This window comes from Cupriavidus mimosae (assembly GCF_023952485.1).
GTDB lineage: Bacteria > Pseudomonadota > Gammaproteobacteria > Burkholderiales > Burkholderiaceae > Cupriavidus > Cupriavidus taiwanensis_C.
In genome coordinates this window covers 229,560-248,561 of the sequence record NZ_JALHRY010000010.1, presented here as the reverse complement: position 1 = coordinate 248,561, position 19,002 = coordinate 229,560, and the positions used below count along the sequence as shown (strand labels likewise).

General features: G+C 70.3%; 20 protein-coding genes. 4 read left to right on the top strand and 16 right to left on the bottom strand.

Translation table 11 applies throughout. The features are described 5' to 3' along the window. Positions 1-55 precede the first annotated feature (55 nt). Entirely contained in the window at positions 56-661 is a 606-nt protein-coding gene (locus tag MKD50_RS19895) for an SRPBCC family protein (protein WP_252668366.1), read from the bottom strand. Positions 662-1,198: 537 nt separating this feature from the next. Here MKD50_RS19895 and MKD50_RS19890 point away from each other — a divergent pair. Both MKD50_RS19890 and MKD50_RS19885 read left to right on the top strand, forming a co-directional pair. Beyond that, on the top strand, positions 1,199-2,491 hold the full coding sequence (locus MKD50_RS19890) for an MFS transporter (RefSeq protein ID WP_240072123.1): 1,293 nt from the start codon (positions 1,199-1,201) through the stop codon (positions 2,489-2,491). 327 nt (positions 2,492-2,818) lie between these two features. Continuing rightward, positions 2,819-3,805 carry a helix-turn-helix transcriptional regulator gene (locus tag MKD50_RS19885; protein ID WP_252668365.1) on the top strand — a complete coding sequence of 329 codons (987 nt, stop codon included), beginning with the start codon at positions 2,819-2,821 and terminating at the stop codon, positions 3,803-3,805. Positions 3,806-4,045: 240 nt separating this feature from the next. Here the strand turns inward: MKD50_RS19885 and MKD50_RS19880 are convergent, their stop codons facing one another. The 13 genes from MKD50_RS19880 to sctV form a co-directional block, all read right to left on the bottom strand. Beyond that, positions 4,046-5,080 (bottom strand): EscU/YscU/HrcU family type III secretion system export apparatus switch protein, encoded by a 1,035-nt coding sequence (locus tag MKD50_RS19880; RefSeq protein WP_252668364.1) that lies wholly within the window; start codon positions 5,078-5,080, stop codon positions 4,046-4,048. A gap of 26 nt (positions 5,081-5,106) precedes the next feature. After that, complete coding sequence (gene sctT / locus MKD50_RS19875) at positions 5,107-5,922, bottom strand: type III secretion system export apparatus subunit SctT (protein WP_025584980.1); 816 nt, start codon at positions 5,920-5,922, stop codon at positions 5,107-5,109. Beyond that, positions 5,915-6,439, bottom strand: coding sequence for a flagellar FliJ family protein (locus MKD50_RS19870; RefSeq protein WP_240070688.1), 525 nt, complete (start codon positions 6,437-6,439; stop codon positions 5,915-5,917). The genes sctT and MKD50_RS19870 overlap by 8 nt, the downstream gene beginning before the upstream one ends. Next, on the bottom strand, positions 6,436-7,818 hold the full coding sequence (locus tag MKD50_RS19865; RefSeq protein WP_240070689.1) for a FliI/YscN family ATPase: 1,383 nt from the start codon (positions 7,816-7,818) through the stop codon (positions 6,436-6,438). The genes MKD50_RS19870 and MKD50_RS19865 overlap by 4 nt, the downstream gene beginning before the upstream one ends. A 17-nt stretch (positions 7,819-7,835) precedes the next feature. Next, the gene (locus MKD50_RS19860; RefSeq protein ID WP_116385079.1) at positions 7,836-8,444 is read right to left on the bottom strand and encodes a FliH/SctL family protein; all 609 of its coding nucleotides are present in this window, start codon (positions 8,442-8,444) and stop codon (positions 7,836-7,838) included. After that, positions 8,426-9,280, bottom strand: a complete 855-nt coding sequence (locus MKD50_RS19855) for a type III secretion system protein SctK (RefSeq protein WP_240070690.1) — start codon at positions 9,278-9,280, stop codon at positions 8,426-8,428. Before MKD50_RS19855 ends, MKD50_RS19860 begins: the two co-directional genes overlap by 19 nt. After that, entirely contained in the window at positions 9,277-10,074 is a 798-nt protein-coding gene (gene sctJ / locus MKD50_RS19850; protein WP_115700635.1) for a type III secretion system inner membrane ring lipoprotein SctJ, read from the bottom strand. The genes MKD50_RS19855 and sctJ overlap by 4 nt, the downstream gene beginning before the upstream one ends. Then, positions 10,071-10,544, bottom strand: a complete 474-nt coding sequence (locus MKD50_RS19845; protein ID WP_115700637.1) for a hypothetical protein — start codon at positions 10,542-10,544, stop codon at positions 10,071-10,073. The genes sctJ and MKD50_RS19845 overlap by 4 nt, the downstream gene beginning before the upstream one ends. 61 nt (positions 10,545-10,605) lie before the next feature. Then, positions 10,606-10,806 (bottom strand): hypothetical protein, encoded by a 201-nt coding sequence (locus MKD50_RS19840; protein WP_018007336.1) that lies wholly within the window; start codon positions 10,804-10,806, stop codon positions 10,606-10,608. A gap of 105 nt (positions 10,807-10,911) precedes the next feature. Beyond that, positions 10,912-12,048 (bottom strand): type III secretion system protein SctD, encoded by a 1,137-nt coding sequence (locus MKD50_RS19835; protein WP_252668363.1) that lies wholly within the window; start codon positions 12,046-12,048, stop codon positions 10,912-10,914. Beyond that, entirely contained in the window at positions 12,048-13,817 is a 1,770-nt protein-coding gene (gene sctC, locus MKD50_RS19830) for a type III secretion system outer membrane ring subunit SctC (protein ID WP_252668362.1), read from the bottom strand. The genes MKD50_RS19835 and sctC overlap by 1 nt, the downstream gene beginning before the upstream one ends. Positions 13,818-13,869: 52 nt before the next feature. Continuing rightward, positions 13,870-14,136: an EscS/YscS/HrcS family type III secretion system export apparatus protein gene (locus MKD50_RS19825; RefSeq protein ID WP_018007333.1), complete on the bottom strand. Its 267-nt coding sequence runs from the start codon at positions 14,134-14,136 to the stop codon at positions 13,870-13,872. Position 14,137: 1 nt separating this feature from the next. After that, entirely contained in the window at positions 14,138-16,288 is a 2,151-nt protein-coding gene (gene sctV, locus MKD50_RS19820) for a type III secretion system export apparatus subunit SctV (protein WP_252668361.1), read from the bottom strand. Between the two features lie 203 nt (positions 16,289-16,491). Between sctV and sctQ the strand changes: the two genes are divergently transcribed. After that, positions 16,492-17,679, top strand: a complete 1,188-nt coding sequence (gene sctQ / locus MKD50_RS19815) for a type III secretion system cytoplasmic ring protein SctQ (RefSeq protein WP_252668359.1) — start codon at positions 16,492-16,494, stop codon at positions 17,677-17,679. A 43-nt stretch (positions 17,680-17,722) separates the two neighbouring features. After that, the gene (gene sctR, locus MKD50_RS19810) at positions 17,723-18,382 is read left to right on the top strand and encodes a type III secretion system export apparatus subunit SctR (protein ID WP_115682486.1); all 660 of its coding nucleotides are present in this window, start codon (positions 17,723-17,725) and stop codon (positions 18,380-18,382) included. A 42-nt stretch (positions 18,383-18,424) separates the two neighbouring features. Here sctR and MKD50_RS19805 read toward each other — a convergent pair whose 3' ends face one another. Continuing rightward, positions 18,425-18,727, bottom strand: a complete 303-nt coding sequence (locus MKD50_RS19805; protein ID WP_115700647.1) for a BrnA antitoxin family protein — start codon at positions 18,725-18,727, stop codon at positions 18,425-18,427. Next, positions 18,711-18,980 (bottom strand): BrnT family toxin, encoded by a 270-nt coding sequence (locus MKD50_RS19800; RefSeq protein ID WP_115700650.1) that lies wholly within the window; start codon positions 18,978-18,980, stop codon positions 18,711-18,713. The genes MKD50_RS19805 and MKD50_RS19800 overlap by 17 nt, the downstream gene beginning before the upstream one ends. Positions 18,981-19,002: the final 22 nt, after the last annotated feature.

Genomic DNA, 19,002 nt, shown 5'->3' with positions numbered 1-19,002 from the left:
TAGCAGCGCTCGGGAGCATGCCATGCTGCCGCGCCGCATGGCCGGCGCGCCGCGCTCACGCCCCCAGCGGCGACGGCTGCGACGGCGTCGGCGGCTGGCGCGGCGGGATCAGTGCCGGACCGCGCGCGGCCTCCTCTTCGGCCTCATGCTGCGCCGCTTCGGCCTGCGCCTTCAGGCGCTGCAGCGCGGCCAGCATGTCGTCGCCCAGCGCCGCCGGATACTCGGCGCGCGCGCCGTCGGGTACGGCCGACGGGTCCAGCCACATCTGCCAGGTCACGTGCGTGGTGCCCACGTCCTGCCCCGGCGCTGCCTGCAGCCGCCCGCGCGTATGGCTGGAGAGCTTGCGGTAGCTGTAGGAGAACGGGCCCCTGTCGGTCAGCACGTCGACCGCAGGCAGGCCGCCGGCCTTGTGGGCCATGCGGCGTACCGTGCCCGGGCTGCCGCTGCCCAGCACCACGCGGCAGTCCTTGTAGAGGCTGTCCCAGTCCGGCACCGCGCAGTAGCCGCCGGCCAGGTCCCAGACGCGCGCCGGATCGGCCAGCACCTCGACCGAGCGCTCCACGGGGATCAGCTGCGCGTGCGCCGGCGCCTGCCACGCCAGCAGCAGCGCAGGCACGGCGAGCCGGAGCGTGGACAGGGTCAGGCGGGCAAGCATTGACATAGGCTAGGCGGCACGCGCACGGTCGGGGCAATGGGTGCAAGCCTAGCCGAGCCCGGCGGCATGTGCCATTACCGAAGGCTCGTAGCGGCCGCGCCGCGCACCGACCGGCCCTACGTGTTTCCGTAGGGCCGCGGCCAACCCGTGCGCGCTGGCGCGCCGTATGCTTATGCCCTCGCGGCTGCGCCCCGCGCACGCCGCCCCGGCATCGGGGAAAACCCGCGGGCCGTGGCGATGGCGCCACGGGACGAAACGGCGCCAGCCGCGCATTCACGGGCGTTCAGCACAGGAATCAATTTTTCTTATCGGTTGCCGCCCGAAAAACTAGTTGGACGCGGGCCGCCGTGCCTTTCAAGAATGCTGTCAGCGGGCGCACCGCAGGAGACGCTGCAACCGCGCACTGCCGCGCCATCGATGCGCGCCGGCGGCAAGCCGGCAGCGCACGCCGGGACATCAAGGCTGGCGCCGCGCCCAGCGCGCCCCGCCAGGGCCGAGCCAGACATAGCACGAGAGGAATGCATGGAAACGCAGATCGGCAGTATCCAGAGCCCCCCACCATCATCGCCCGCCAGCGCCGAGGCCGCCCCGTCGCGCGGCTTTTTCTCCTGGTACCGCGACATCACCGCCAACGAGCGCCGCACCTTCTGGAGCTGCAAGGTCGGCTATGCGCTCGACGCCATGGACACGCAGTTCCTGAGCTTCGTCATCCCCACGCTGATCGCCACCTGGGGCATCAGCCGTGCCGACGCAGGCTTTATCGGCACCGCCACGCTGCTGACCTCGGCCGCGGGCGGCTGGGTCGCCGGCATCCTGTCCGACCGCATCGGCCGCGTGCGCACGCTGCAGCTGACCATCCTGTGGTTCGCCTTCTTCACCTTCCTGTGCGGGCTGGCGCAGACCTATGAACAACTGCTGGTCGCGCGCGCGCTGATGGGCTTCGGCTTCGGCGGCGAATGGACCGCCGGCGCGGTGCTGATCGGCGAAGCCATCCGCGCGCAGGACCGCGGCAAGGCGGTGGGCATGGTGCAGGCTGGCTGGGCGGTGGGCTGGGGGCTGGCGGCGCTGCTCTATGCGCTGGTGTTCTCGCTGCTGCCCGCCGAGACCGCGTGGCGCGTGCTGTTCCTGATCGGGCTGCTGCCGGCGGTTTTCGTGATCGTGCTGCGCCGGCTGGTCAAGGAGCCCGAGGTCTATACCGAGCACAAGGCACGCGAGGCCCAGGCCAGCGAGAAAACCTCGTTCGCCGCGATCTTCTCGCCGCGCCTGCTCAGCATCACGCTGCGCGCGGCGCTGCTGACCACCGGCGCGCAGGGCGGCTACTACGCCATCACCACCTGGCTGCCGACCTTCCTCAAGACCGAGCGCGGCCTGACCGTGCTCGGCACCGGCGGCTACCTGGCGATGGTGATCGTCGGCTCCTATATCGGCTACGTCACCAGCGCCTACCTGACCGACCGCATCGGCCGCAAGCGCAATTTCATCCTGTTCGCGCTGGGCTCGATGACGATCGCGCTGGCCTATACGCACATCCCCGTCAACGACACCGTGATGCTGCTGCTGGGCTTTCCGCTGGGCTTCTTTGCCTCGGGCATCTTCGCCGGCATGGGCGCGTTCCTGACCGAGCTGTTCCCGACCAGCGTGCGCGGCTCGGGCCAGGGCTTCTGCTACAACGTGGGCCGTGCCATCGGCGCATTCTTTCCGTTCCTGATCGGCCATGTCAGCCAGCAGATGTCGCTGGGCCATGCAATCGGCATCTTTGCCGCGGCCGCGTATGGCGTGCTGATCCTGGCGGCGCTGACATTACCGGAAACGCGCGGCAAGGCACTGGAGGCGTAGGGCGCAAAATGACACCGCCGCGGCCCGGCGCCGCGGCGCGCGCAGAACACAATAACAATCACGGCAGCCCCCACGCTGGGCCTGCCCAGTTTTCTTCCGACGGGAATCGGGTCAGCAGTATGTCGGGCTTGCCAGCTCGACGGCAGTGCAGCGCAGCCGCGATACGCGCTGGCGATGGCCAGGCTCCGTGCAGCATCCGGCGGACCGCCACGACCGGCACGACGCACCGCGCCCCGCAGTGCCGCCGCGCAGGCCAGCCCCATTTGCGCGCGTGGACCGGCTCACAAGGCCGTGGTCGCACGCCAAGACTCGTTGTCGGAGGCCTACATGATCAAAGATGTGGAAGTCGTGCCGTACCGTGACGCGGGGGCGTCCGGGCATGGCACCGCAGCAACCACCGCACGCCCCACGGCCCGCCCGGCCACCGCGCCGGGCACCGCCCCGGCGCTGGTGGCCAACAACGGCATCAAGGTATTCGGCGAGCGCCACCTGGTGCCGGTCAGGCAGCGCGTGCGCCACGGCGCTACCCCCGGCCTGGTGACCGCGCTGCAGGCCGAGCCGACCCACGAAGGCCGCAGCGCCGTGATGCAGTCCGCCATTCGCGCCATCGGCTTCGACTGGCTGGGCTACGCCACCGCCGCCCATGTCGGCGGCCAGATGCAGCCGCGCACCTTCTTTGAAAGCTATTCGCCGCCGGGCTGGCGCGAGCGCTATTTCCGCGAGCGCTACTACGAGATCGACCCGCGCACGCCGCAGCCGGGCACGTTCTGCCTGCCCACCGTGTGGGATGCGGACGACCTGGCGCAGACGCCGCTGGGCAACGTGCCGCCGCTGCGCCGCCGCCGCTTCCTGGAAGACCTGCGCGACGCCGGCGTGCGTAGCGGCATCTTCCTCAACCTGCCGATGCCGGGCAACAGCGAGTTCGTGCTGATCAGCTTTATGTCGGGCATCGAAAGCCGGCGCTGGATCGGCGATTCCGTGGTGGGCCAGGCGCTGGCGATGGGGCTGGCGCTGCATGAATTCCTGACCTGCCACGTCGAGATCCCCGCATTTGCCGGCCGCCATCGCGAAGGTCTGTCGGAGGTGCAGCGCGATATCCTCGCCTGCCTGGCGCAGGGCCTGTCGGACAAGGAGATCGCGCGGCGCATGGACATGTCGATCTTTAACGTCGACTACCATATGCGCCGGCTGCGCAGCCACTTCGGCGTGCGCAACCGCGTGCAGCTGGCCAGCGCGGCGACATTGCTGCGGCCGCCGGGGGCACCGCTGTCGGTGGACAGGGAGAAGGATGCGGCGGGGGTGATCGCGGCTTAGTTTGCTGGTGTTGGCTTGAGTTTCGGCTTGGCTTTGGCTATCGCGTCAGCTTTTGGCTCGACCGACGGTGTGCTCCCTCTCCCGCTTGCGGGAGAGGGTTGGGGTGAGGGCCGGAGCATCAACGAAGTGAAGGCCGTCGCTATTGCACGCGCCCGCCCTCACCCCCGCCCCTCTCCCGCAAGCGGGAGAGGGGAGCAAACCCGCAGAGCGGCAGGCATCCTTCCCTTCCCGCCCCGCCTCTCACTCCCCCTTCGCCCACCGCATCAACTCCGCCACCCGCTCGAACAACGTCCGGTCGATAAACCGGTCCAGCGGAACATTCAAATACAACCGCTGCGCCAGGTCCGAATCGAAGGCCGACGGTACCAGGTAGTCCGCCGCGGCCTGGCGGATGCGCGCCGCCACCTGGCCGCTGCCCTTGGCCACCACGCGCGGCAACGTGCCGGGGCCGTCGTAGCGCAGCGCCACCGCGTACTGGGTGGAATACACCACCGCGGTCGACACCCGCACCCGCTCGCTGACGCCGAAGAAGGCGGCCTCGAAGAACGCCGCGCGGCGGCGCCCGGCCATGATCGGGTCGCCCTGGGTCTCCTTGTATTCGCGGCGGTACTCGTCGACGCTCATGCGCTGGCGCTTCATGAACTGGTGGCGCTCGTGCACGTAGTCCACCACCGCCATCACCAGGTAGATCACCGCGGCCCAGCAGCACATGCGCAGGATGATGTACGCGACCAGCAGCAGGATTTCCGCCGGGCGCGCGTAGCCGGTGCGCACGCCGTCCTCGATCGCGCCCAGCGCCAGCACGTAGACCAGCCCGGCCAGCAGCAGGATCTTGACCAGGATCTTGGCCAGGTTCACCAGGTTGCGCACGGCGAACATGCGTTTCAGGCCCTCGGCCGGGTTCAGCCGCGCCAGGTCCGGCTTGATCTGCTCGAACGCCACCAGCGGGCCCACCTGCAGGAACGCGCCGACGATGCCGCACACCAGTGCCAGCGCAACGATTGGCAGCACGCCCATCAGCAGGAAGCGAGCCGCGGCCTCGCCCAGCACCAGCATCTGCTGGTCCGCCAGGTGCTGCGGCACGCTGCCCATGGCGCTGTGCCACAAGGCCTGGAACAGCCGCACGAAATAACGGCCCAGCAACCACAGGCCCGCCAGCACGCCGAGGAACACCACCGCCGAGGTGACGTCGCTGCTGCGCGGCACCTCGCCGCGCTTGCGCGCCTCGTCCAGCTTGCGCCGGGTTGCCTCGAGGTTCTTTTCGCTGTCGCTCATCGGGTATCGATATGCCGCCGCCGGTGCTAGCGTGCCGCGCCCCGGCGCAGCATCTCGATCAGGATATTGTCCGGGCGCAGGAAGCCCTGCAGCGTATCCACCATCACCGCCAGCATCAGCACCAGCATCAGGAACGCCACCGAGATCTTGACCGGCTGCGCGAACTGGAACACGTCGAACTGCGGCACGAAGCGCGCGATCAGCGCAAAGCCCAGCTCGACGATCACCAGCAGCAGCAGGATCGGCGCGGCCAGCTTGACCACCCACGAGAACAGCGTGCCGGCGTAGAGGTTGGCAAAGCCCATCGACGCCAGCGACATTTCCGGCCCGAACGACATCACCGGCCAGAACGCAAACGACTCGACGATCACCCCGGTCATGGCGATAAAGCCGCCCAGCGCCGCGAACAGCGCGATGCCGAAGTGCGACAGCAGGTTCTCCATGGGCCCGTCCTCCTGCTGCGTCACGGGATCGAAGAAGGTGGCGTTGCCCGAGCCGGTCTGGAAGTCGATCAGCTCGCCGATCATCTGCAGCGCGACGAAGAACAGCCCGAACGCCATGCCCAGCAGCAGCCCGATAAAGGCCTCCTTGAAGATCAGCACCAGCCACAGGCCACCGGCGACGGCGTCCAGGTCGATGCGCGCGCCCGGCGACACGAACAGCGCGATGGCCAGCACGATGCCGTTGCGCGCCACCCCGGGGATGGCCTGCTGCGACAGGAACGGCAGCACCGTAAACGCCGTCAGCAGGCGCGGCATCACCATCACGATCGGCATGATGACCTCGCGTCCCCACTGGAACAGCAAGGCGGGATCGAGCAGTTCGCCCTGCATCTCAGGCATGCCGCGCGTCGTGCCGATCAGCGTGCCGATCAGCGTGCCAAGCGCGCGCCGCGGCTTCGTCGATGGCCTCGTCCTCGCGCCGCCCGGCGCCGGCGCGCAGCGCGCGGCGCTCGCGCAGTGCCAGTTCGCGCGCGCCGTCCAGCCGCGCCTGCGCGCGCAGCAGCGCGCGGCGGGCCTCGTCGAAGGCGGCGCGCCGCTGCGCCACGTCGTCCAGCACGGTGGCCAGGTTGGCATTGGCACGGGCAATGCGGGCGTCGAACGCACTCTGCCAGCCCTGCGCATCGAGCAACCCCGATACCGACACCCCGCCCTGCGACGCGCCCTGGCGCAGGCGTTCGATAAAGTCCGCGCGCTCGGCCAGCGCGCCCTGGACCGCCTGCTGCGCGGCTTCGGCCTGCCGCAGCGCCGCCATCACTTGCGCGCGGTGCTGCTGCAGCGCGCGCAGTGCGTCTTCCTGGCGGCGCTGCCGCACCGCCTCCAGCTGGCCCAGGCGCGGGTCGGCGCGGCCGCCCGTCATCGCGCTTCTCCCGCAGCGGGTGCGGGCTCCGGCACGCGCAGTGCCTGCGCCAGCTTGTCGACGGCGCCGGCAAAGGTATCGAGCCGCGCCGCCGGCTGCGCCAGGTAGGCGCGGATAGCTGGCATCGCCGCCACGGCGGCGTCGGCGACGGGGTCGGCGCCGGGCCGGTATTCGCCGATCTGCAGCAGCAGCTCCAGCTCCTGGAACCGGGCCAGCAGCTGGCGCAGCCGCGCCGCGTCGCGCGCGTGCGCGCCGGCCACCACCTGCGGCATCACCCGGCTGACCGACTGCAGCACGTCCACCGGCGGATATTGGCCGGCGCTGGCCAGCTTGCGCGACAGCACGATATGGCCATCTAGGATGGAGCGCACCTCTTCGGCGATGGGGTCACTGTCGTCCTCGCCTTCGGTCAGCACGGTATACGCCGCGGTGATCGAGCCCTGCACGCCGGTGCCGGCGCGCTCCAGCAGCTGCGGCAGCATCGAGAACACGGACGGCGGATAGCTGCGCCGCGTGGGCGGCTCGCCGCTGGCCAGGCCGATCTCGCGCTGCGCGCGCGCCAGCCGCGTCAGCGAGTCGACCAGCAGCAGCACGCGCCGGCCCTGGTCGCGGAAATGCTCGGCGATAGCGGTAGCGGTATAGGCGCAGCGCACACGCTCCATCGGCGAGCGGTCGGAGGTGGACACCACCAGCACCGTGCGCGCCATGCCGTCGGAGCCCAGGTTGTATTCGATGAACTCGCGCACCTCGCGGCCGCGCTCGCCCACCAGCGCGACCACGTTGACATCGCTGGACGCGCCCCGCGCCAGCATCCCCAGCAAGGTGCTCTTGCCCACGCCCGGCGGCGCGAAGATGCCCACCCGCTGGCCCTCGCCCAGCGTCAGCAGGCCATCGATGGCGCGCACCCCGGTGGCCAGCGGCTCACGGATCAGCCGGCGCGTGAGCGGGTCGGGCGGCTCGTTGTCCACCGGCACGCGCGCCACGCCGTCGAGCGCGCCCTTGCCGTCGATGGGTTCGCCCAGCGCGTCGAGCACGCGGCCCAGCAGCGCGGCGCCGGCCGGGCACTGGTGGCCGTGGGCGGACGGGATCACCTCGGTCAGCGCCGACACCCCGGTGGTGCGCCCCAGCGGCGTCAGCAGCGCGGTCTGCTGCACGAAACCGACCACCTCGGCCAGCAGCGGCGGCTCGCCGGGCGTGACCAGCTGGCACAGCTCGCCCACATGGGCCTGGATGCCGGTGGCGTTGATCAGCATGCCCACCGCCTTGCTGACGCGCCCGCGCATCGCCACCGGCGTGAAATGCTCGAACGCGCGTTCCAGGTCGGCCGCGGCATGCTGCAGCGCGGCTTCGATATCGGAGGCAGGGAGTTCGCTGGACATGGGTATCAACGTAGGAATCAGCCCGCCCGCAGCCGGCGCGCAAAGGCTTCGAGCTGGGCCTGCAGGCCTACTTCCATGGTGCCCGAGGGGGTCTGGATGCGGCAGGCATCGGGTTCCAGCCCCGGCTCGACCACCACGTTGGCGCGGCGCGGCCACTCCTGGGTCTCGGCGAGCCGGTCGAGCAGGCTGCGCACGGCCTGCTCGCGGCCAAGCGGAATCTGGATGGTGATGAAGGGCTCGGCGCGCACCAGCGCCTCGACGCGCTGCAGTGCCACCTCCAGGATGATGTCGGGGTCGAGCTCGCCGGCAATCTGCTGCACCGCCTTCATCACGATCTCGGCCATGGTGCGGCGCATCGCGCCCAGCTGGCGCTCGGCCTCGGCGGCGGTGCTGACCTGCGCCGCGGCGTGGTCGGCGTGCGCGCGCGCCCAGCCTTCGCGGTAGCCGTGCTGGCGGCGCTCCTCGGCCTCGCGCTGGGCTTCGGTGCGGATATGCATGGCCTCGCTGCGCGCGGACTCGATCACCGCGGCAGCGTCGAGCAAGGCCGCATACTCGGCCTCCTTGAGGACCTTGCGCTCTGACAGCAGTTGCAGGTTTTCGCTGGTGATCAGAAAAGCCAGTGCCATGCCGGGAACCGTTCGGGGATCAGGTTGAGCAGCAGCAGCTCGCGCAGCTGCGCGGCCTGCGCCGGGGTCAGCGGTGCCGGCGCCAACGCCGCCAGGCGCCGGGGAAACTTGCGCCGCAGCGCCTGCAGCAGCGGCGCCGCGTCTTCTTCGTGCCGCGCCTCGGCGGCCAGCAGCCCGCACAACAGCCGATAGCCGCGCTCGGCCATCAGCCGGCCGGCGCCGGCCGGATGCGCGCGCAGCGGCGCCAGGTTCATCGGCAGCGCCGGCAGCGCCGGCACGCGCTTCAGGATAAAGGCCACGGCGTGGCGGTCGAGCCGGCGCGCGGCACGGCGCATCGCGCGCGGCGCGCTGCCGATCAGCGGCGCCGCCAGGGCCCCGGGCAGCGGCGCGATGCTGTCGGCCAGCTGCGCCGGCAGCATGCGGCGCTCACTGGCAAAGCCCGCCTGGTGCACCGCCAGGCCCAGCCACCACGCCAGCAGGCGCAGGTCGCTGCGCGGCATCAGCATCAGCCGCGCCAGCGAAGGCGGTGCCCCGAGCAGGCGGTGGATCACGGCGTCACGGGCGGCGTTGGCGCCGGCCAGGCCCAGCGGCTGCGCCAGCACGTCGGCGGCGGCGGGGCCGAAGCGGTCCGCCCGGCGCCAGGCCAGCGGCCAGTCGGCCGGCAGCCAGCTGGGATGCAGATGCGCCAGCGGCCGCTGCGCCAGGTCGGCCACCGCGCGCGCCAGCGCCGGATCCGGCAATGCCGGCGGCGCGGGTGCCAACGCGGCGGCCAGCGCGCCGGGCAGGTAGGCGCCAGGCGCGGCCTCGGCGGCGGCAACGGTCGATAGCGGCGTCAATTTGCGCTCCGCGGCGCACCGCGCCGCTGCGGCCAGCGCAGCGCACCGCGCTGCCACGCCACCACGGCCGCCAGGGCCAGTGCAATCGCCACCGCCGCGCCAACCGCGATCGCGGCGAAGCGTCCGACTGCGAAGCCGGCCGCCGGCCCCGGTGCGCCCGCCTGCGGCGCGAACGGGCGCGCCTCGACCAGCGACAGCGACACGTTGTCGTGGGTAACGCCTTCGATGCTGTGCGCCACCATGTCCTTGACGGTCGGCACCAGCAGGCGCAGGTCGGTATCGGCGCGGTGCTTGATGAACACCGCCGCCGACGACGGCCGGATCTTGTCCGAGAGCGGATCGGTGGCGGGGATCACCACATGCACGCGCGCGGTGACCACGCCGTCGATATTGCGCAGCGTCTCCGACAGCTCCTGCGACAGCGCGAAGATGTAGCGCATGCGCTCTTCGGTCGGCGTCGCCACCAGCCCCTGCTTCTGGAACACCTGCCCCAGCGACGCAAAGCGTTCGCCCGGCAGGCCCTCGCTGCGCAGGATCTCAAGCGCGGCGGGCAATTGCGATTCCTCGACGCGCACGCGCCACTGGCCCTCGCCGGTGCCGCCGCTGGTGTCGGCGCGCGCCTTTTCCGCGTCGATGCCCTCGGCGGTCAGCGCGGCCAGCACCTGGTTGGCCTCGGGTTCGTTCAGCGACGCGTACAGGTCGACCTTGCACGCGGCCAGCGCCAGCGCCATCAGCGCCGGCGCCAGCCGGGCCGCGCGCGCAAGGCGCCGGCACAGCGGTGGCGTGGACATCATTGCTGGTTCTTCAGCAGGCTGTTGAACAGGTTGGTGCCGGCGCTGCCGATGCTGGAGGTCACGTGGATCGACGAGAACAGCTCCAGCGACTGCGTCTGCAGCAGCATGGCCTGGTAGACCACCTCGCTGGTGCTGCCCTCGTAGATCGACGCGAACATGCCGTCGCGCAGCTCCTGCAGGCGCGCGGCCTGGCGCGCCGATTCCTCGCCGGCCGAGACATAGCTGGCGCGGATGGCGTTGCCAAGCGTGGTGGAAGTCGGGTCTGCCGCCTGGGTCACGTGCGCGGTGCGCGAGCCATCGGCGGCGCGGCCCTGCTGGACCATCTGCGCGAACTGCCGGGCATCGGCCGGGTCGGGCTGCGCGGCGGGGGCCGCTGCCGGCGACTGGTGCGCGGCGACGGTGGCGCTGTCGGGCGCGGCGCCGGCGGCGGTGGCATTGGCTGCGGCAATGGCGGCGGTCGGTTCCATCATGGCTCTCCTTGCAAGGCGTTGGGCGCCCCGGCATGCCGGGGCGCGTGGCAGGGGCCTGCCGTCAGTTGGTGCGCGAGGTCTGCTTGACGTCCTGCATCGCGCCCTGGACCAGGTTGGCCTTCTGCGTGTTGTGGGCCATCTCGCTGCTGACCACCGCGTTCTGGCGCGTCAGCGTGTCCTGCAGGCCCAGGATGTTCACCGAGAACTCCTGCGCTTTCTGCTGGATTTCCTGCATCTTGGCATTGAGGTCGACTTCAGCCATGACAATCTCCTTCAGGTAGGTTGGCGTCAAACACCTGCCCTCCGGGGGCAAGCGGCATCTGCGCCCGCGGGCGCAAATCCAGTGGCACGGCGCCGGCGTGCGCCATCATCGCCGTGCCTGCGGCGGCACCGGGCTGTCCTTCAGCACCACGCCGTCCGCGTCGATCCGTTCAATCTCGGCGCCGTTCTTCAGCACCGCCCCTTCGAAATAGCGCGCACCGTTGGCCAGCTGCACCGAGCGCGTGCCGTTGCCGTCCTCGGTAATGCTCACCACGCGCGCCGGGAACACTCCCTGCCAGTTTTCCATGTGGCCGTCGCGCACCTGCCGGCGCCGGCTGTCGGCGCTCTCCCGGTAATCGATCTTGTCGGACACCAGCACGCCCGGGTGCAGGTCCTCGATCACGCGCCGCACCTTGTCGCGCCCGTGCACCGGGTCGGCGGTGCCGCTCAGCAGCACGCGGCCCTGGCCCTGGTAGGCAATGCCCACGCCGGGCTCGTCCAGATAGCGCTGGATATGCTCGATCAGGTCGTCGGCCGAGCGCACCTGCTGCTGCACGCCGCGGCCGAACGGCGCCAGCGCCTGCACGATGCGTTGCCGGTCCACGCGCGAATTGACGAAGCCCTTGACCGTGACCGTGCCGTTGGGCAGCGACACCACCTCCAGCTCCGGATAGGCCGCCACGGTCTTGCGCACCGCGGCGGGATCCGCCTGCTGCGTGCGCGGCGCGAGCCCGCCGTTGGCATAGGTGGCAGCAACCCAGCCGGCGCCGATGAGCCCCACCACGCCGGCCACGCCCAGCGCCGCCAGCAGCGCGCGCCCGGGCCGGCGCCCGCCCTGCTGCTGCGCATCGGCATCGCGCGCGGCGCGCCGGCCGGATTCGGCCCAGGCAAAGAGCGTGTCGGTGGCCTCCGACATGCCCGGCTGCGCCCGCAGCAATTCCACGTCGAGCGCGCCGATGGTGAGGATATCGCCGCCCGCCAGCGCAAACGCGCGCTGCGTGGTGGCACGGCCGTTGACGTCGACCGCGGCCTCGCCGACGCGCTCGGCCGACACCGCCAGCTCGCCCACGTTGAGCACCAGGTGGCGCGGCTGCACCTCGGCGCCGGGCACGCTGATGTCCACGTCCGCCGCCGTGCCCAGCACATTGGCGCCGCGCCGCAGCGTGACCTGGCGGCCGTAGACGTCGCCGCCGAGAAAGCGCAGCGTCCAGCCCGAAGCGTGAGAATCGCGCAGGTCTGCCATCAGCTCATCCCCGGAATCACCAGGCGCGGCGTCAGCAGGTAAAAGCGTTCCATGTTGTTCTGGCGCTTCTCCTGGTACTTGAACAGGTTGCCGATGATCGGCACGTCCTGCAGCAGCGGCACGCCCGACGAAGCGTTGATCTTCTCTTCGGTGGTGTAGCCGGCGATCAGCAGGCTCTTGCCCTCCTCCACCATTGCCTGCGTGGTGATGGAGCGGCGCCGCACCACCGGAATGCGGTCGACGGTCTCGCCGGACAGGTTGCCGTCGGCGATGTCGATGGTGAGCATCACCGCGCGGTTCTGCTGCTCGTCGACCACCAGCGGGGTCACGCGCACCGCCGTGCCGGCGGTGACGTTGAACAGGCCCGCATCCTGGAAGCCGTCGACGCGCACATAGAACTCCTGCAGGTTCTCCAGCGCGGCCTCGGTGTTGTCCAGCGTCAGCACCTTGGGCCGCGCCACGAAGTTGGCCTGCCCGCGCTCGGCCAGCGCCTTTACACGCGTGAGCAGGTAGCGGGTCACGTCGCTGCCGATGGCGCCGGTGAACTGCAGCCCGCTGCCGATGGTCGCCGCGGTGGTGCCGGCTTCATTGGCGAGATTGCCGAAGCTCAGCCCGGCGTTGCCGTTGCCGCCCCCCAGCTGCAGGTCGACATGGGGCGTATGCAGGCGCCAGTCGACACCCAGGCTGTCCAGGTCGGCCTGGCTGATGTCCATGATGGTGACCTCGATCTCCACCAGGCGCGGCTTGACGTCGAGCGATTCGATCAGGCGCCGGTACTGCGCCATCTTGTCCGGGGTGTCGCGCACGATCACCGCATTGAGGCGGGTATCGGCCTGGAACTGCGGCAACTGGCCGCTGCCCCAGTTGTTCTGCATGCCCAGGCCGACGCCACCGCCGCCCATGGCATCGAGCATCTGCGACGGGTCGGCGCTGGGGATGCCCATGCCGCCCCCGCCGCCCTCGCCCATGCGCAGCTTGGCCTGGCGCGTGGCGCCGCGGCTGGTGCTCAGGCTGGGACCGGTGCCAGTTGCCAGCGTGCGGTTGCGGCCGTACAGGTTGCGCAGCACCGTGACCACGCCGGGCACGGTCATCTCCTTGCCGGCGCGGTTGATGCGGAAGTCCGAGGCCCATGAGTACTTGAGCGAGAACAGCTGGATCTCGGCGCGCTCGTCGGCGATGGAGCGGTCGTCCACCGCGCGCACCGCGGCGCGCACGGTCTCGACGTAGCGCTTGGGCCCCGACACCATCAGCGTGCCTTCCGCGTCGTTGATGGTGATGGGGTAGCGCGAGTCGGGCACCTGCATGCGTTCCAGCGAATCGCGCAGGCGCGCGCCGGAGCCGCGCGCGATTGGCAGCACCTCGCTGCGCGCCTCGCTGGCGACGTCGATATAGAGCAGCGAGCCGTCGTAGTAGTAGGTCAGCCCGAACATCGAGCACACGCTCTTGAGCACGTGCTGCGCGGATTCATTGAATTTGCCGCTGATGGTCCCTTCGACCTTGGGATCGATCACCGCGGTGGTGCCCTGCGAGGCAGTCAGCTCGCGCAGGAAGTCCGCCAGCCGCTTGTCGCTGGCCGAGGCCTGGAACGGCTTGTTGGGCCAGCGCAGGTCCGCTGCGCGCGCCGCCTGCGTGCCGCACAGCAGCGCGCCCGCCAGGCACAGCAGCGCCGCGGCGGCGCGCCATGGCCGCCGTGGCGCGCCTTGCCGCCATGCCGGCCGGCGCATGGCGCGGCCCGTCGATCCGTGTTCCCCGTGGTGCCCCAGCATCATGTCAGTTTGCTTGTCCGTTGTTCCTGCGTGGTTGCCTGCATGGATCCGCCCCTTACAGGAAGGTCAGCATGGTCTGCAGCGCGCGCTGCGCGAAGCGCATCACCTCGCCGCCCAGCCAGCCGCCCAGCAGCACCAGCGACACCAGCACCGCGATCAGCCGCGCCGAGGTGCCGATGCTCTGGTCCTGGATCTGCGTCACTGCCTGCAGCACCGCCACCACCAGCGCCACCAGCGTGCCGATCAGCACCACCGGCAGCGTGACCCACAGCACCACCAGCAGCGCCTGGCGCGTGATGTCGAGGATGGTGTCGGCGCCCATCTCACTCTCCGGCCGGGTTCTGGATCCAGCCCACCGGCACCAGCGTCACGTCTTCATCGACCTCCTGGTATGACAGCACCGGGATGCGCGGCGCGACCGGCTCGATCAGCCGCTTGATATAGCGGCGCACGTCGACGCTGACCACCACCACCACGCGGGCGGCGCCGGCACCGCCCGCCGCACCGGCCTTCTCTGCAGCCTTCTCCAGCAGCACGCGCAGCTGCTCGCGGATATCGCGGGTGACGTCGTGGCTGAGCAGCAGCAGATTGCCGCGCGCCGCCTTCTCGATCGCGCCCTGCACGCGCGCTTCCAGCGCGGGCTCGAACAGCACCGCGTCCAGCGAGCGGTTGGCGCCGACATGGCGGCTGGTGATCAGGCGCCCCAGGTCCACGCGCACCAGCTCGGTCAGCGCGATCGCATCGGTTTCCTTGGGCGCCCAGGTGACCAGGCTTTCGAAGATGGTGCGCAGGTTGCGGATCGGCACGCCCTCCTGCAGCAGCCGGCGCAGCACGTCGGTGACGCGCTGCAGCGGCACCACGCGCGCCAGTTCCATCACCAGGTCCGGCGCCTCGGCCTGGATCACGTGGATCATCGACTGCACGTCCTGAATCCCCAGCAGCGGCGCCGCATGCTGCTTGATCACCGCACCCACGTGCACCGCCAGCACTTCCTCGCACGACAGCGTGCGCACGCCGTCGGCGGCGCCAGCCTCGGCCGGCACCCACACCACTTCCGCAAACGGGCCGAACGGCGCGCCGGGCTCGGCCACGCCCTGGTCCACCCGCGCGCGGGCACCGGGCTCCAGCAGCCGCTTGCCGGGGCGCAGCACGCCGCCGGAAGCCACCACGTCCTGCACGCGGATGGCATACGCATCGGGCTCGCCCAGCGCGCGGTGCTGGATGCGCAGCCGCGGGAACACCATGCCCAGTTCGGCCTCGACCTCGCCCTTGGCGGTGGTCATGCGCTGCTCGAACAGCCGCAGGTCGATGCGCCCGCGCAGCGCTTGGTCCAGCTCCAGCGCCAGCGCCGGCGCCACCGCGGCCTGGGTGCCGGCCGCCGCCGCGCCTTCATCCGCGTCGGCCATCTCGATCCAGGTGACGGTGCCGGTGCTGCGCTGCGCGCGGCGCAGCAGCAGGTAGCCGCCGCCGGCCACCACCAGCGCCATCAGCCCGAAGGTCCACTTGGGAAAGCCCGGCACCACCAGGAACACCGCAATGGCCAGGCCCGACACCACCAGCGCCTTGGGCTGGGCCAGGATCTGCTTGCCGATGACCTCACCAAGGTTGGGTGAGCGGGTGCGCTCTTCATCGGACGAGACCCGGGTGATCACCACCCCGGCCGCGATCGACACCAGCAGCGACGGGATCTGCGACACCATGCCATCGCCGATGGTCAGGATGGCGTAGCGCTGCAGCGCCTCGCCGATGCTCATGTCCTTCATCAGCGTGCCGATGGCGATGCCCGCCAGGATATTGACCAGCGCAATCACCACGCCGGCGATGGCATCGCCCTTGACGAACTTCATCGCCCCATCCATGGCGCCGTGCAGCTGGCATTCCTGCTCGAGCGCGCGGCGGCGCTCCTGCGCCTGCGCGGCGCTGATGGTGCCGGCGCGCACGTCGGCGTCGATGCTCATCTGCTTGCCCGGCATCGCATCCAGCGCAAAGCGCGCGCCTACCTCGGCCACGCGCTCCGAGCCCTTGGCGATGACGATGAACTGCACGATGGCGATGATCAGGAACACCACCCCGCCGACCACCACGTTGTTGCCGACGATCAGCTTGCCGAAGGTATCGATGATGTGGCCCGCGTCCGCGTGCAGCAGGATCAGCTTGGTCGAGGCGATGTTCAGCGACAGCCGGAACAGCGTGGTGAACAGCAACAGCGACGGGAACGTCGACAGCGACAGTGCCGACGGGATATAGGTGGCGACGATCAGCAGGGTCAGGCTCATGCCCAGGTTGATCGTCAGCAGAAGGTCCAGCAGGAAGGTCGGCAGCGGCAGCACGAACAGCGCGATCACGGCAAACAGCAGCAGCGTCAGCGCCAGGTCTGACTGGCGCGACGCCGCCGCCGCCATCTGCTGCAGCCCCGGCGCACCCGGGCCGAGGCCGCGCGGGAACGCTGGGAGGTTTGCCGGGAGTTTCGCCATCGTCCTTGCCGGTGGGATCAGTGGGCGCAGTGTATGGCCGGCCCCGCACAGCGACCAGTACCGAGGATTCGTAGCGCGTGCCGCACATCCGGCCTGCGCGGCCGATGCGCGGCGGCGTCTCGCGCCGGCCTACAAGGCTTCGTAGTGGACGCAGCTGCACCCCGCTGCTTATCGTTGCGTCTCGAGCAACCGAGCCTCCCAACATGTCTTCCGTCCTGCCTCGCCCCGGCCGCGGCCCGTCCGCCCAGGCGCCCGCCGCGGCGCCGCCCGGTGACGCGCGCGTGCTGGTGCACAGCGCCGCGGCGGCGGCTCGGCTGGCCACCGCGGGGCTCGATGCCACCCCGGCGCTGCCGCATATGGAGCCCGATACCGCCCGGCTGTCCGGCTGGCTGGCCTGCCGCGCGGCCGCCGTGCCAGTGCGAGCGGGCGGCCAGGACTGGCAATTGCGTTTTGTCCCCGCCGACCCGGAGATCGCGGCGCGGCCCGGTGCCGGCTATGCCTTGACCTTTGGCGCCAGCCACGGCGTGCTGCGCTGGGATGTGGCCAGCGAACGCCTGCTGCTTGCGGCGCCCGGTGCCGCCGAAGCGCTGCCCGCGCTGCTGCGCTACGCGCTGATGGCGGACGCGCTGGCCGAAGCGGTGGCGGCACTGGGCCATGCCTTGCCCGACGCCTTCAGCTGGCAGCCCGATGGCGCCCGGGCGCAGGCAGTGGCTGCGGCCCATGCCTTTGGCTTCGAGCTGCGGCGTGAGGCATCGCCGGCGCGGCTGCGCGGCACCCTGCAGCTGGACCAGCCCGAGCGCCTCGCGGCGCTGCCCGCAGGGTTGCCCGCGCCGGCACCGGCGTGGATGGAGCGCCTGCCGGTGCCGCTCGCGGTGCGCATCGGCACCACGCGGCTGGCGCTGGGCGAGATGCACGGCATCGAGCCCGGCGACATCGTCGGCATCGACGACTGGCATTCGCAGGGCAGCGCGCTGGTGGTGCGCTGTACCACCGGGCGCCACGGCCCGGGCTGGACCGCGCTGGCCGAAGGCCGGCGGCTGGTGGTACAGGCCGGCGCCGACAGTACGGACGTTTTAAACGGAGCGCATATGGAAGAGCAAGATCCCGCACGGCAGGCCCAGCCCGTGCCCCATCCCGACGCGGCGCAGCCGACGCTGTCGCGGCTGGACCGCCTGGAGGTGACGCTGCGCTTTGAAGTCGGCGACGTGGCAGTGCCGCTGGCCGAGCTGCGCGCCGTGGCCCCGGGCTATGTGTTCGAGCTGCCGCAGCCGCTCAAGCAGAGCGAGGTGCGCATCGTCGCCAACGGCAACCGCATCGGCACCGGCACCCTGATCGCGGTCGGCAACCGTCTGGGGGTGCGCATCACCACCTTTGCCGGCGGCGACGCATGAATCGCGGCAGGCCGCCTTCTTCTGTTCCGCCCGGGTGCATGCGATGAACAGCGGACTCTACAATCCGGTCCTGATCCTGACCATCATCCTGACGTTCGGCATTGCGCCCTTCGTCGCGCTGATGGTGACCAGCTACACCAAGCTGGTGATCGTGTTCGGCCTGCTGCGCGCCGCGCTGGGCCTGCAGCAGGTGCCGCCGAACATGGTCCTGAACGGCATCGCCATCATCCTGACCGCCTACATCATGGCGCCGATCGGCTCCGACGCCTTCGACGCCATCAAGCGCCGCGCCGACGCCAACGCCGCCTTCAACGTCAACGACGTGGTCACCGTCTACGACTCGGTCAGCGGCCCGCTCAAGGAATTCCTGGTCAAGCACACCGAGGAGCGCAACCGCACCTTCTTCGTCCAGTCCGCCAAGCGCATCTGGCCCGAAGGCCGCGCCGACGACCTCAAGTCCGACGACATGATGGTGCTGATCCCCAGCTTCACGCTGTCGGAGCTGACCCGGGCGTTCCAGATCGGCTTCGTGGTCTACCTGGTATTCGTGGTGGTCGACCTGATCGTCGCCGCCATCCTGCTGGCGCTGGGCATGTCGATGGTGGCACCGACCACGATCTCGGTGCCGTTCAAGCTGCTGCTGTTCGTGATGCTGGAGGGCTGGACGCAGCTGATCCAGGGGCTGGTGCTGTCGTACCGGTGAGGGTGGGTGCCGTCGCTCTCATCCCACTGCGACTGCGACAAGTCAGGGACGATGTGTACGAAGCCAGTCCTTCAGGGCGTCATTCATCCGCGTTTGCCAGCCGTCGCCACTGGCGCGGAAGGCGGCCAGGACTTCGGCGTCATAGCGGATGGTCACTGGCTCTTTAGGGTTGGCCAGCCTGGGTCGACCGCCTCGATTCTTGAGCGGCTGCATTTGCTTCATCTCCTCTGCGCTTATCTCGTAGGTATCAGGGTCGGCGGCAATGCCACGGTTGATCGCCGCGTCCTCTTCGGGCGTCGGCAGGATGACCGTGCGGCCTGACCGGGTCTTAATAGCTTGCGGCATAGTCCTGTACCTCTCGCGTGTTTGCCTTGCGCAGGCTGATTACGTGGAAAGTCTCGCCCCGCTGCGTGAACACCACGCAATAGGGGCGGTCCCCGATGAAGCCGAATCCGATCTCGCGCAACTCGCGGTAGTCGCTTCGGGTGTCCGGCCTGGCCATTACATCCGACCAGTCGATCTCGGCCGCCATGGCAAGCGAGATGCCGTGCTTGACGGTGTTGGCGACATCCTTGCCGGGGTCGAAGCTGATTCGCACGGTGTTATTGTAGTTACACAAA

Coding starts and splice junctions, on each gene's coding strand:
- MKD50_RS19895 (WP_252668366.1), bottom strand. CDS start 661: ATGTCAATGCTTGCCCGCCTGACCCTGTCCACGCTCCGGCTCGCCGTG.
- MKD50_RS19885 (WP_252668365.1), top strand. CDS start 2,819: ATGATCAAAGATGTGGAAGTCGTGCCGTACCGTGACGCGGGGGCGTCC.
- MKD50_RS19880 (WP_252668364.1), bottom strand. CDS start 5,080: ATGAGCGACAGCGAAAAGAACCTCGAGGCAACCCGGCGCAAGCTGGAC.
- sctT (WP_025584980.1), bottom strand. CDS start 5,922: ATGCCTGAGATGCAGGGCGAACTGCTCGATCCCGCCTTGCTGTTCCAG.
- MKD50_RS19870 (WP_240070688.1), bottom strand. CDS start 6,439: ATGACGGGCGGCCGCGCCGACCCGCGCCTGGGCCAGCTGGAGGCGGTG.
- MKD50_RS19865 (WP_240070689.1), bottom strand. CDS start 7,818: ATGTCCAGCGAACTCCCTGCCTCCGATATCGAAGCCGCGCTGCAGCAT.
- MKD50_RS19860 (WP_116385079.1), bottom strand. CDS start 8,444: ATGGCACTGGCTTTTCTGATCACCAGCGAAAACCTGCAACTGCTGTCA.
- sctJ (WP_115700635.1), bottom strand. CDS start 10,074: ATGATGTCCACGCCACCGCTGTGCCGGCGCCTTGCGCGCGCGGCCCGG.
- MKD50_RS19845 (WP_115700637.1), bottom strand. CDS start 10,544: ATGATGGAACCGACCGCCGCCATTGCCGCAGCCAATGCCACCGCCGCC.
- MKD50_RS19840 (WP_018007336.1), bottom strand. CDS start 10,806: ATGGCTGAAGTCGACCTCAATGCCAAGATGCAGGAAATCCAGCAGAAA.
- MKD50_RS19835 (WP_252668363.1), bottom strand. CDS start 12,048: ATGGCAGACCTGCGCGATTCTCACGCTTCGGGCTGGACGCTGCGCTTT.
- sctC (WP_252668362.1), bottom strand. CDS start 13,817: ATGATGCTGGGGCACCACGGGGAACACGGATCGACGGGCCGCGCCATG.
- MKD50_RS19825 (WP_018007333.1), bottom strand. CDS start 14,136: ATGGGCGCCGACACCATCCTCGACATCACGCGCCAGGCGCTGCTGGTG.
- sctV (WP_252668361.1), bottom strand. CDS start 16,288: ATGGCGAAACTCCCGGCAAACCTCCCAGCGTTCCCGCGCGGCCTCGGC.
- sctQ (WP_252668359.1), top strand. CDS start 16,492: ATGTCTTCCGTCCTGCCTCGCCCCGGCCGCGGCCCGTCCGCCCAGGCG.
- sctR (WP_115682486.1), top strand. CDS start 17,723: ATGAACAGCGGACTCTACAATCCGGTCCTGATCCTGACCATCATCCTG.
- MKD50_RS19805 (WP_115700647.1), bottom strand. CDS start 18,727: ATGCCGCAAGCTATTAAGACCCGGTCAGGCCGCACGGTCATCCTGCCG.